The sequence below is a fragment of the Pseudoalteromonas sp. Isolate6 genome, from assembly GCF_022398435.1.
GTDB lineage: Bacteria > Pseudomonadota > Gammaproteobacteria > Enterobacterales > Alteromonadaceae > Pseudoalteromonas > Pseudoalteromonas galatheae.
Genome location: NZ_JAKEVK010000036.1, coordinates 1 through 12,263, shown reverse-complemented (window position 1 = coordinate 12,263; position 12,263 = coordinate 1). Strand labels below are relative to the sequence as shown.

The window sequence follows — 12,263 nt, the reverse complement described above, 5'->3', positions numbered from 1 at the left end:
AGCTTGCTAAATAGCAGGTCAAAAAAAAGTCGTCCCAATGTAGACATTTTTTCGACATTGTTAATTTTAAACTGCGCTAAATGCAATAATTGGAACAGAGTTATGACCAAGCTAATGGTTGCCATTGATAGGTCGAATATGGCCCGTACGCAGCGCAAAATACGTTACACCAATAGGGCACTTATCTCTTTAATCGTCCCTGCGTTTAATGAACAAGAGGTACTCAACACGATACATCATAAATTATGTACCGTGATTGCTACACTGCCTGAGTATCGATTCGAATTGATCTACATCGACGATGGAAGTACAGATGAGTCATGGCAAATGATGTGCCAGTTAAATAACAGTTTTTCATCTGTAGTTTGCCTGCAAATGAGCCGTAATTTTGGTAAGGAGGCTGCGTTAACTGCTGGATTTGAACATGCGCAAGGCGATGCGGTGATCCCTATTGATGCTGATTTACAGGATCCACCAGAGTTACTGCCAAAAATGCTTGAGGCGTGGAAAAAGGGTTTTGATGTAGTCAATATGAAACGCAGTGCCCGCGAAGGAGAGTCGTGGTTAAAAACAGCGAGTGCTCGGTGCTATTATAAATTACTTAATTGGGTATCAGATAGTCCAGTAGAAGAAGACGTTGGTGATTTTAGGCTATTAGATCGCAAAGTCGTTGATGCTATCAACACGCTTCCTGAGCGAAACCGCTATATGAAAGGGCTAATGAGTTGGCCTGGGTTTAATCAAACGACCCTCGAGTTTAAGCGTCCAGAACGGGCAGCAGGAGAAACTAAATGGAGCTATTTACAGCTTGTTAAGCTTGGACTTTCGGGAATAACTTCATTCAGCATGAAGCCTTTAAGGCTTGCTACTTGGGTAGGTTGCGTCATTTCCTTATATGCATTTATTTTTGCCATTTGGGTGCTGGTCAAAACACTCGTGTTTGGCGAGCCGGTACCTGGTTATCCAAGTATTATGTTGACTGTGTTAGCGTTAGGTGGCGTGCAGCTATTAGCCATTGGTATTTTAGGTGAGTACATTGCCGGGCTTTTTACTGAGGCTAAACAACGGCCAGTTTATTTACTGATGGATATTAAAAAGACCGAAGCAAAAGAAGAGTTGCAATATGAGGCATAATTACACTCTATTTTGTGTCGTCTTAGGGCTGATGCTACTGAGGCTTTTTACACTAGGAAGCTATCCCTTATTTGATACTACAGAAGCGAGATATGCAGAAATAGCAAGGCTAATGATCGTGACTCAAGATTGGATCACGCCATGGTTTGATAAAGGTGTGCCATTTTGGGGCAAGCCGCCAGCTCATACTTGGATTACTGCGCTTAGTTTTGAAGCATTTGGTATTTCTCCATGGAGTGCGCGCTTTGCGCATTGGTGTACTGGGGCGCTGAGCTTAATTATATTGTATTCCTTCGCAAAGCGTTCGCTAGGTGTGCGTATTGCTCAAGCTAGTATATTGATCCTTGCTAGTTGTATTGGGTTTTTTATAGCGACAGGAATGGTGATGACTGACCCTGCATTGATGTTAAGCTCAACATTAGCAATGGCTAGTTTTTGGTTATGCTATAAACACAATAACCGGGCTGCAGGCGTTATATTCTTTTTCAGTTGTGGTTTAGGCATGTTGATTAAAGGGCCTGTGGCGGTCGTTATCGTAGGGATAGCCATTGTGCTATGGGCAATTTGGCAAAAACGCCTTTACTCTGTGATTAAAGCATTACCTTGGTCATTAGGTTTACCTGTTTTTGTGGTTACTTTTTTACCTTGGTATATGTTGGCTGAGTCAAAAACGCCGGGATTTCTCAATTACTTCTTAATTGGTGAGCATATTCAGCGGTTCCTGCAGCCAGGATGGCAGGGAGATCTATATGGTACCGCACATGTGGAACCAAAAGGCACGATTTGGCTAATGTGGCTGATAGTCGCATGCCCTTGGTCAGTATTATTTTTCATTCGCTTCTTTAAGTCGCCAGATACTCGTGCGGTGTTATTTAGTTCTGAAATAAAAACGTATCTAATTACTTGGACAATTGCTCCATTATTACTTTTTACTTTTGCTAGCAATATCCTATCAGCTTACGTTCTGCCCGGCTTGCCCGCTTTTGCATTATTAGTTGCCTTATATTTTGAACCATTTAAAGGATATATAAAAATTGGGCTTATTAGCTTTTGTTTTTATGCATTATTAATAGCAGCATTGATATTTGGTTGGCACAGTAAGGATTCTGAGCATACGACGCTATCAGCGATATCAAAACCTTGCCCTAACACGCCAGTGTATTATTTAAAAAAACTGCCATTTTCAGGGCGTTTTTATAGTTGTGGCTGGGCTGAGTTAGTTATGGATGATAATGAACTTTTTCAGCTAATTCAGACTCAAAAGACGAGTTATGTTGTGCTAACACATGAGCAAAGAAGTACATTTTTATGGCCTAAAAATTTGCAATGTGATGTGTTAAGCGAAAACCGCCAGAGGATATTGCACAGATGTGTGCGAGAACACCATTAAAAATACTGCTAGTGGAAGATTCGCAGCAAGTAGCTGAAACCATATTTGACTATTTCGAGGGAGATGGGCATCACTTGGATTACGCTGCAAATGGAACACTTGGTTTGCAGCTCGCTCTTCAATATGACTACGACTGTATCATTCTAGATGTAATGCTCCCCGGGGTAGATGGTATTGAAATATGCAGTAAGCTCAGAGAGTCAGGCGTAGCAACACCGATTATTATGCTTACAGCGCGTGATACTCAACAGGATATGTTGCAGGGGCTTAACGGTGGAGCAGACGACTATATTATTAAGCCATTTGATCTCTCTTTGCTAGAAGCAAGGATACATGCTGTAGTGCGGCGAGTGCGCGGAGATGGCTTCAAGAAAATAATAAACGTTGGCTCATTGCAAATAGATTTACAACAGCGTTTGGTGACGCGAAATGAAAGTGTATTGAGGCTCAACCCTAGCTGCTACAAGATACTCTTATTGTTAGCACAGCAAAGTCCAAAGCCGGTTTCAAGAGAGTCCCTCGAAGTTGCACTTTGGCAAGACGAGGTACCCGACCAAGATCTATTAAGGCGTCATATGTACCAGCTAAGAAAGATCATAGATAAAGCGTTTGATGCAGAGATGTTGGTTACGGTACCAAAGTTCGGCTACAAGTTGGTTTCTGATGAAAACACTTAAGCAACAGCTATTTAAAGCATCTTGGCTTGGTGCTATTGGGCTTATTTCAATATATACATTAGCTGTCTCTCTCGCTATTTTGTACACAGAAAACCGAGCAAGTGAGCAACGGTTGAGTATTGTAGGACCTTATCATTTACAAGAATTTTCAGAGCAAGAAGGAAAAGAGAAATTAGTCAGCCCTTTGTTGAGGTTGTATCAAGATTATCAGGCACTCCCTAAAGCAATTCAAGCTGACATCAAACCTGATTGGTTAGGGGTGACAACACTGCAATTTGATGATGATAGTGAATTCTGTGTACTTGCCTATAAAATGACTATGAAAGGTGGCGGTTCTAAAGTCTTATATGCTGTCGAAGATATTAATGCGACCGAATGGCAAGATATTGATTTGGCAGTCGTTGAAATTGGTTTTGCTGTGTTTGGTACTTTGTTATTTTTGCTAGTCACCTATCTTATTAGACTTCAAGCTGCCTATCTTGCAAAGCCACTACAATGTTTAGTAGAACATATTAGTGACCAAAGTCTTGACCATGAAGAAACAAAAATTAGTAGTAAAAATAGTTGCTTAGAGATACTAAGTATAGAGTCAGCAGTTAACCACTATCGCAGTAGAATGAAGCAAATGCTTAATCGAGAGCAAAGCTTCACACGCTATGTAAGTCATGAACTGCGTACGCCGATGATGGTGATCAAGGGAAATGTCGCGGTATTAAAAAAGCACACAGGGGAGAGTAAACAGCTAAGAGGAATCGATCTGGCTATTGAGCAGGTCACCGATCTTACATATACCTTTTTAAGTTTGGCTAGAGAGAGTCTTGGTGAACCTTGCCGTTTTGAAATCACAGCCGAATGGCTAAATGAAATAGTGGCACCATTTAGCAGTAAATCTGTGGCAAATAAAACAGAATTAAAATTACAACTTTTAGAGCCATGCGTCGTGTGTTGCGATGAAGTTTTATTAAAAGCTTTGATTAGAAACCTACTAGACAATGCTATAAATTGTACTTATGAAGGGCAAGTAAGCCTATTCCTTTCACAATCAAGCTTAGAAATAGTTGATTCTGGGTGTGGTTTAGACGAGAAACCGAGAGGGTATGAAGGGTTTGGTTTCGGGCTTCAGATAGTTGCGGATATTTGTACTAAGTACCAGTGGCAGTTTTCATTAACGCAAAACTCTGAATTTGGCTGTACCGCGAAAATTGTATTTTAAATATATTCGGGCCGAACGCTCTTTGCTGCAAAAAATAAATTTGAAAGATTAACAGACCCTAATTAGCCCCAACTGCTGCGACATTTTATAGACGCTTACCTCGATACTCTGATGCTAGATTAAACAGAGGAACGAAGGTGATTACTTTGAAAAATACTTTACTATTAATTTGCTGCTTACTTGGTGCTGTAGCTTGTGGTGGCAGTAAACAGAACAAACAGGTTGAGCACTCAACCAATCTTACCATCGACTTATCTGAACCAGATCAAAGTAAAACGTTGGTACAAGACTTTCCTATTACACTATATGTGGAGTATCCCACCGGAGTAGATTCTTTAGAGGGGATCACCAGTATTAATATGTATGGACCATTACTTCATGTTCACCAGAGTAATGGTGTGATTGGGTATATAGATACTGCTTCAGATTCACTTAGCTATAAACGACAGGACTATTCCGACTTAGCATTGCAAGAAGCGACAGACTTAGAAGTACAAGAACAAGCGTATTGGTTTGTGTCGGGGGCAAATACGGTGAGCCGAACAGGCTTACCAAATGGTGTGGTTTCAACATGGCAGTTAAAAACGCACTATAAACTTACAGAGTTAGCTGTAAATGACCAAGAGCCCAGCAAATTATGGTTATTTAATCGTGCTGATCGCCAATTAATACACTTTGATACAGCAACGGAAGCAGAACTGGTTTATGACTTGAAAGGAGAGTACGAACCTCAGGGGCTAGCGTGGAGCGGTGAAAAATTATTGGTACTGGCAGGCAACAATGCAGACTACATCGTTGCTGAATATGATACTGCTGGGACATCACTCAAATTAACAGCATCGTGGAAACTAAGTGGCTTTAACGGTGAAGTATTTAATGATGTGAGCCTTGCGCCTGATGGGAGAATAATTGTGAGCTCGAACGCCGTAGCGAATAATATTTTCTTAGTAGCCGACAAAAGTGAGCTAATTGGTACTGGGCCGATTGAGCACGATACTGAATTACAGCTAGTAAAACAGGTTGAGCTCGAGCAAGGAATAGCTCAGCCGTCAGGAATTTGGCCGGTAAAAGGTGGGGGGTGGTTATTGATCACCGACCAAGCTGAAGTCTTTTTGCTTGATAGTTCTTTTAAGATAATAGAAAAAGTATCGCTTCAATTCAGCAGTATTGAATGTAATCAGGGTTGTACAGAAGCGGTTGTTGGTACTTCAGATAGCTTTCATGCAATCACAGATACAGGAGTAATTGGTCTGTTTGTGAAAGTTGGAAGTGAATATCAATTAAAAGAAGAAGTCGTGGTGGCTGCGACCAATGAGCAAGGAGATGCGTATGAATATGCTGGTTTAGGACACAATGAAGCCACAGGAGAGTTTTATCTTGTTACTGATCAAGACGGCGCTGAGGAAGAAGATAAGCTCATTATTTTAGATTCTACATATAAAGTAATTAACATCTATCCGATCACCTATGGTTCAGAATCGAACGGGAGTATTTTCGAATATGATGCCCAAGGAGTCGTGTACAAAGACGGAGCGATATACGTACTCTCTCAAAGATTTACCAAACTACTTAAATTGACCATGACTGGAGGAATTGTATCAGTAATTGATCTGAGTGAAGCGGATGTCAAAGAGCCCAGTGATTTTGCAATTCGTGAGGGAAAGATTTATATCATTGGGGATCACGAAAATAACGAGGCCGTACCACCGATTTCTATATTTGAAATTGTACAGAGCTAGCCGAAATGGTATCGCTAAGAGCTGCTTATGTAGCTCTTTCTTAATTTATTGCTAAGCGGTATGGTTGTTGCTGAAACTCAGGTTATTTAACTCAATCATACGGCGACCACTATCATGGCGACCACTATCATGGCGACCACTATCATGGCGACCACTATCATGGTGACCACTATCAATACAGACGTTGAAGTCAGAAATTGGTATCAGTTTAAATTGGCTAAATATTCAATATATCTATGGCTTTAGTATGTTTAGCTGGTTGGGAGTTTGAATGTAAAAAGTGCACCTCCAAGCTCTTCACTGTCTGAGACGGTAATTGAGCCTCGGTGTTGTTCACATATCTTTTGTACGATAGATAGCCCTAACCCATAACCACTCACTCCCTTGTTTCTTGCTTGATCTGCTACATAAAAAGGCTCAAATATATGTGTTTTGTGCTTTTTATCAACACCTGGGCCATCATCATGAATAAAAATCTCGATGTGATTATTTTGCTCAGAACATACGACTCGCACTTTCGATTTAGCAAACTTAAACGCATTGCGGATGACGTTATCAAGGGCTCTCGTAAGCAATTTTTTATCAGCGATTACAAAAACCTTTGAAGAATTGAAGCGAATATCTAGCGCTATGTTGTGCCTTCTTTCTTTTTGCCATCGATGCTTAGCCCGATTTATCAAAGCGCTAAGATCGAATTTCTCCATCACTAACCTTTGGCCACTATTTTCTAATTTTGTATAGTGTAATAGTTCATCGATCATTTGCTCCATTTCCTCGGTGTCAGCAATCACCTCTTGTATGGTTGACATTTGTTCACTATTTAAAGCAGTCTCTTTTAGTAATTCTGCTTGCCATTGGATGCGGAATATTGGAGTCCGCATTTCATGAGCCACAGCATTCGTCAAAGCGCGATTACTTTCAACTAAGTGCATAATCCGGCTGGCCATGTCATTAAAAGTGCGGTTTAACGTTCCTAATGAGCTAGAGCCTGAGGTATCAGCACGACTAGCTAAATCTCCTTGAGCAAACCGAATTGTTGCTTGCTCCAAGAGCCTGACTCTTCTATAAATAAGGAAAATATTAATCAATCCAAATATAACAAAACTAATAGCTAAAAATATCAAGAAAAGATTATTTTCAAGTTCGACTTTTGCCCTAATAATACTTTGGGAGTCGGGTGTGTAGCTGAAGAATGCTGCATAGCCAGTCAACTTAAACCACAGGGTTCGATTATCATCAAAAAATATGTGAGTAGGATTACTCTGATTAAGTGCTGTGGCCACAGAAGCCGGTAATTGTGCTACAGAATGGTAAATTGTAAATAGCTGTTCCGTCTGGGTAGAGAATTGCTGCATCGCGCTTTTAGCTGCCTCAATACCTTGATTATCTGCTATGTTTTGGAGTAATTGCTGGTGTGCCATTGCTTCATAATCTTCTAATAAGAACTCGTAGTCTGTTGTTATTCCATACACCAGCCACTCATAAGCGAATACTGCTACGATGAAGCAAATAAACAGTACAAGTAGTGATTCAACAAAAATTCTTCTCATATAGAGCCAGCTTTTACCTGAATTAAATCAAGGAAGTATATTCACCAGGCATGGCTATCAAATAAATAACCTTTTCCACGAACTGTTTGAATGCCTTTCGAGACGTCTTGAACATGACTGAGCAGCTTACGTACCCGGACAATGCGATTGTCTATCGTTCGATCTACACCATCATATTCAATGCCTCGAAGTGCTTTGGTGAGTTCATCGCGCGATACAACTTCATCGGCTCTAGTTGCTAATAGCCAGAGTAGATCAAACTCGCTTTCCGTCAGGTGGATCAGCTTTCTATCAAACTCGCAGTGTTTGTATTTCCGCTCAAGCTTTAGCTTGCCAAAGTAAAGTGTTTCAGACTCAGTTTGTTGGGGAAGCGCTGGACGTCTCAGCAAAGAGCGCACTCGGGCAAGCAGCACCCTAGGTTTTATAGGTTTAGTGACATAATCATCAGCACCAATTTCTAAGCCAACAACGTGATCAAAATCATCATCACTTGCTGTTAATATTAATATCTTGCCTTGAAAGTTCTTTCTTGCTTGTCTACAAATTGTTAGGCCATCAACGCCAGGCAACATCAGATCTAATAATACAATATCGGGCAGAAGTTCATAAATAGCATCCACGGCTTTACTGCCATCCCCAACGACCGTGATATTAAACCCTTGAGCCGTGAAGTAATCTTTAAGCATCTTTTGGAGCCTTTCGTCATCTTCGACTATTAGCATTTTGCTCGTTTTCATCTGTTTACCGGATCCTAAAGAACTTCCTGTCCACAAGTATATATGAACTTTGTCAGCCTAAAAAATACATTTCCATACACAGCAATCACAGAAATTACCTTATTTACGCAGTAAAGTTTTCACCAAGTTTTAAATAATCAGGAGATAATATATATGAACTCTCTCAAAACATTAGTTGCAGTATTTTGCTTAGCTTCAGTGGTTGGTTGTAACTCAAATTCAAACTCAAAAACCACTATAACGCCAAAACCAGCAGAGACAACAGACCTGCCTTTGGCTAATTACCGCTTTTCTGAGTCAGAACTGAAGGAGCTTTTAGATGAACGAGCGGTGGTTCGCTCTTCTGTTAAGTTGAATTTTCAAGGGCAATTATTCGACAAGGTAATGTTTTCAGAACAGCTAAATGATAGTCAATGGATAGTAAAACTTGAAAATGCAGACGGAAAAAATTTAGATCTGTTGCTCGATAACAGTGCTGAAGGGACATGTTTTATTTACAGTCCGAGTGAACTAATGGAGTTATTCGATTGCAGTGATAAAACACGTACCGTGGGTGAAGACTCGACGGTGATACTGTCCGCTTCCCAAAGAGATGCGTCTGAGATTCAAGTTGAATTTTCAAACCAAGTGCTAGAGTTTATTGAAATCATTGGCTCAACTGTTTTAACAGCCAGTACTTCGAATAACCAAGTGACCGTGACAACATCTTTCGGCTTTGAAGACTTCTTCACGGAAATACTTAAAATGGACGGCAGTGAGGAACGAGTTCAATCGACACTTGGATTAAGTACATATACGCAATTAAAAGAGCTCACGTCGCAGTTTGAAGGTACAAAGATGACATTAAACTTTGCTAACCATATCGGTGGAAGTGCAGACGATGATATAAACATGTATACAGGTATGCTGATCAGAGAGCACAACATGACCACGTTAGTCTCGAGATCAGGCTCAGTTTTCTCGGGTGGAACAGATTTATTTGCAGCTGGAAACCCAAGAATATTAAGAAGAGCAATAGATTCTGACGCTATTGAAGATAACAAACAGATTGGGGTTCATAGCTGGAGTAATGGTGATAGCTCAGCACTAGATATACCATACACTGATGCAAGCCATAGAAGACAAGCTACGTACTTTAAAAAAATGCTTGGTGATAAAGGAGTAAGTTTTTACATTTTTACTTTGGAGTCAGCGCCAGCTGAGGGCGAGCACTGGGTCACTAAAGCAGAGTCAGAACAGTATGGGTTAATCACAACAATTGAATGATATTGGCAGCAAGAGTGATAAATTTAACTGTCACTTTTGCTTGTTTAGTTGGTAGAAATGTTGTCAAGTGAGTCATGCAGACCTTTGACGATGTTTTTTTACTTTCGCGGCGGATTGTTTACCTAGGTCTTGACTGTTGATGTTTCTTAGGTATTAACTGGGTCTCTAATTGGTGGCTTTGTCTTACCACTGCACACCATCTCAGTAGAGTAGTTAAAGGTTAGATACCGTGGTTTCTCTAATTAAAAATGTAAACGAAAGCAGCAGAAGAAATTTGGTGAAAAATGTAGGCTAGGAGGGTGATTGAACCTAGCCTAGCGACACCTTTGTATTTAAAGGACTTAAAAAGGTGCTATTGGTTATGGGGTAATTGGTTAGATAGCGCGACGATATCAGCCATAACACGTTTCTCTCCAAGATCAGCTAGGAAAGCTAAATGTTCCGTGGCTTTTACCTTTTGGAGATTCTCAAGCTTAGGTTCGCCACCAAGGGCAAGAGCTGGCGCAAAGCCATAGATTTCTCCATTTTCAAGAGGGCCTAGCTTTTCAACTGCACGGTCGAAAAGCGGTTGATCATTATGATCGCTTAAATCCAATTCTGCTTTTGGAGGTTGAGTGGCGAAAAATAAATCTAAGGCTCTAGAGGGGTTGTGTTGGCTATAAAGCTCACGATTGAAAGACGGAAAAATCATGCCATAACTACTCACTATTTTTAGACTGTAACCAGAACTTTCTCCCCAAATGTACATTTTACCAAAAGCGTCTATAGCGATAACCGAAAAGTGGTTTTGATCATTATGCTGCATTTGCTCAAACTCGGTTTCTTTTAGCCACTTGGCCAAAATAGCTTGATAATCTTTAGGGTTAACCTGCCAAAATCGTCCATCGCCCCAACCGCAAAAACCATATTCTTGCCAATATTCAATTAGGTTATCGGGTAAAATACCTTGATAGTGTAGTAGCTGTTCTTCCTTCGGTTGAACTGATTTTATAGCTGGACCAAATCCCTTAAAGTGATAGAAGTTGTCAAAAAATTTGTTCATTGTATACACCTGTGTAGAGGCACTGTTAGTTCGTAGGAAAGCTTGTTGTTGCTGGCTAAATAGGCGAATGTAGAGGTGTTTTACTCAGTACGCTTTAAGATCTATGTCATACTTCATCTTTTAGCTCTTGGTCCCATTCATAGTCAATATTGAATTCACCACTTTGTTTGAGTACAAACCTAACTCTATCCCATTTTTCTTCTGGATCACCACTTGTGATCTCATGGAGTTGCTTAAACAGGCGATAGGATTGATAGCCCACTTTGAAATCACACAATTCATTATTTGAATAATGAAGATATTTACCTTGATACTTAGCAGAGTCTCCGTAGTAACTAAAATCTATGAACGCTTCATCCCAAGGTGTCCTAATTGAATTTACTATGTTTTGTGCTATCTGGTTGTAAATCGCATGAACTGTTTCCATCGTTATTACTCCAAGTGAGTTATCGTAATTTATGTTTGGTGAACTAAAAAGATAGAAATGAGTTAGTATCATCTATCTTTGCTGGTTGCTCATCTTCATCAGCTTTGAGCGCGTTAAAAAATGAAGATAGGTTGGTTGAAATCTCATAAAATTCTTGTTCGTTTTCACTGCTTTCGTGATCCCAACAGTAAACTTTGAGATCGTTTTTTCCTAAACAAAGTTGATCGCCACCACAAGAAGCACCAAAGATAAAATAGCCTTTTTGCTGAAGTTCTTCGTACATGACATTTTTCTGAAGAATATTGTTATTTTCATTATCAATACCATAAAGTATTTCAATTGACTGATAACCTTCATTATCAGCAAATGGCGCGGCTTGGTTTGGCTTAATTTTAGCGCCAGATTCAAAAATAACGGATGAAGTGAACAGTGAATAAAGTTCCCTCAGTTCATTTGGGAGCTTGAAGTTAAATTTATTTTCTATCTCACTGATTTTTAATTTTTTAGTGCTTTTTTTATGCAAGGGTGTGGCACCAAGAGAGAACAGAACATTTTTAATCATCGTTTACTATCCTTAATATTTCAGTTGGGCTTGTAGCATGTGTAGCGCCGATACCACGATCCTTGTTTGCTTTGTCGTCGGCAGGTTGTTGTTAAATTTGTTTGTTATAGGTCCGTAGTTTGAGCACTGTTGCCTCCTACTGATTATCTTGCCAATGTACGAGGTCTTTCGGATAGTATGGATGATTTATAAAACTGCTGTCATCGATGTTGAATACCGTAACAACAAGTGCAATTTCCCAGCACCAGTAGCCAATGTAAGCATCTGTAGCCATTAAGTGATAATCTGGGCTACCTTCCAATACATACCAAGCATCTAGATAGTCTTTTTGCCATTGGCGATAGATTAACATATTTAATAAAAATGGTTTAAATTCAGAGATCATCGCCGCGAGAGTATTTCTGATGAATAAGATACAAAGAGTCACTGACTAGCCTAAATAAACCTTTCATTTTGACTTCAACTTCAAACTGACTATTAGGTTGGACCTTTTTTATTTTTTCTCGATAATTTTTTAGTCTAAAGT

Annotated in this window: 13 protein-coding genes; 7 read left to right on the top strand and 6 right to left on the bottom strand. The window is 39.9% G+C overall.

The window, feature by feature from the left end; genetic code table 11:
- Nucleotides 1–102: 102 nt before the first annotated feature.
- The 6 genes from L1D50_RS07585 to L1D50_RS23430 all read left to right on the top strand — a co-directional run bounded on the left by L1D50_RS07585 (nucleotide 103) and on the right by L1D50_RS23430 (nucleotide 6,399).
- The gene (locus L1D50_RS07585) at nucleotides 103–1,134 is read left to right on the top strand and encodes a glycosyltransferase family 2 protein (protein WP_128727312.1); all 1,032 of its coding nucleotides are present in this window, start codon (nucleotides 103–105) and stop codon (nucleotides 1,132–1,134) included.
- Complete coding sequence (locus tag L1D50_RS07580) at nucleotides 1,124–2,524, top strand: glycosyltransferase family 39 protein (RefSeq protein WP_128727313.1); 1,401 nt, start codon at nucleotides 1,124–1,126, stop codon at nucleotides 2,522–2,524. The genes L1D50_RS07585 and L1D50_RS07580 overlap by 11 nt, the downstream gene beginning before the upstream one ends.
- Entirely contained in the window at nucleotides 2,503–3,201 is a 699-nt protein-coding gene (locus tag L1D50_RS07575) for a response regulator transcription factor (protein WP_138522554.1), read from the top strand. Before L1D50_RS07580 ends, L1D50_RS07575 begins: the two co-directional genes overlap by 22 nt.
- On the top strand, nucleotides 3,188–4,414 hold the full coding sequence (locus L1D50_RS07570; protein WP_239965811.1) for a HAMP domain-containing sensor histidine kinase: 1,227 nt from the start codon (nucleotides 3,188–3,190) through the stop codon (nucleotides 4,412–4,414). The genes L1D50_RS07575 and L1D50_RS07570 overlap by 14 nt, the downstream gene beginning before the upstream one ends.
- 146 nt (nucleotides 4,415–4,560) lie before the next feature.
- Complete coding sequence (locus L1D50_RS07565) at nucleotides 4,561–6,153, top strand: hypothetical protein (protein WP_138522558.1); 1,593 nt, start codon at nucleotides 4,561–4,563, stop codon at nucleotides 6,151–6,153.
- A 114-nt stretch (nucleotides 6,154–6,267) separates the two neighbouring features.
- Nucleotides 6,268–6,399: a hypothetical protein gene (locus tag L1D50_RS23430; RefSeq protein WP_275660168.1), complete on the top strand. Its 132-nt coding sequence runs from the start codon at nucleotides 6,268–6,270 to the stop codon at nucleotides 6,397–6,399.
- Between the two features lie 5 nt (nucleotides 6,400–6,404).
- Here L1D50_RS23430 and L1D50_RS07560 read toward each other — a convergent pair whose 3' ends face one another.
- Together L1D50_RS07560 and L1D50_RS07555 are read right to left on the bottom strand one after the other, a co-directional pair.
- Nucleotides 6,405–7,703, bottom strand: a complete 1,299-nt coding sequence (locus L1D50_RS07560; protein ID WP_239965810.1) for an ATP-binding protein — start codon at nucleotides 7,701–7,703, stop codon at nucleotides 6,405–6,407.
- Nucleotides 7,704–7,744: 41 nt separating this feature from the next.
- Nucleotides 7,745–8,440, bottom strand: a complete 696-nt coding sequence (locus tag L1D50_RS07555; RefSeq protein WP_128727318.1) for a response regulator — start codon at nucleotides 8,438–8,440, stop codon at nucleotides 7,745–7,747.
- 153 nt (nucleotides 8,441–8,593) lie between these two features.
- On the opposite strand from L1D50_RS07555, the gene L1D50_RS07550 reads away from it, so the two are divergent.
- On the top strand, nucleotides 8,594–9,706 hold the full coding sequence (locus L1D50_RS07550) for an alpha/beta hydrolase (RefSeq protein WP_128727319.1): 1,113 nt from the start codon (nucleotides 8,594–8,596) through the stop codon (nucleotides 9,704–9,706).
- Between the two features lie 352 nt (nucleotides 9,707–10,058).
- On the opposite strand, the gene L1D50_RS07545 is transcribed toward L1D50_RS07550, so the two are convergent.
- The 4 genes from L1D50_RS07545 to L1D50_RS23555 form a co-directional block, all read right to left on the bottom strand.
- A complete protein-coding gene (locus tag L1D50_RS07545) occupies nucleotides 10,059–10,748 on the bottom strand; it encodes a GAD-like domain-containing protein (protein ID WP_128727320.1) in 690 nt (229 codons plus the stop codon).
- A 106-nt stretch (nucleotides 10,749–10,854) separates the two neighbouring features.
- Nucleotides 10,855–11,175 (bottom strand): immunity protein YezG family protein, encoded by a 321-nt coding sequence (locus L1D50_RS07540; RefSeq protein WP_128727321.1) that lies wholly within the window; start codon nucleotides 11,173–11,175, stop codon nucleotides 10,855–10,857.
- Nucleotides 11,176–11,218: 43 nt separating this feature from the next.
- The gene (locus L1D50_RS07535; protein WP_138525026.1) at nucleotides 11,219–11,737 is read right to left on the bottom strand and encodes an SMI1/KNR4 family protein; all 519 of its coding nucleotides are present in this window, start codon (nucleotides 11,735–11,737) and stop codon (nucleotides 11,219–11,221) included.
- A gap of 136 nt (nucleotides 11,738–11,873) precedes the next feature.
- Nucleotides 11,874–12,164, bottom strand: coding sequence for a PoNe immunity protein domain-containing protein (locus L1D50_RS23555; protein ID WP_239965809.1), 291 nt, complete (start codon nucleotides 12,162–12,164; stop codon nucleotides 11,874–11,876).
- Nucleotides 12,165–12,263 lie beyond the last annotated feature (99 nt).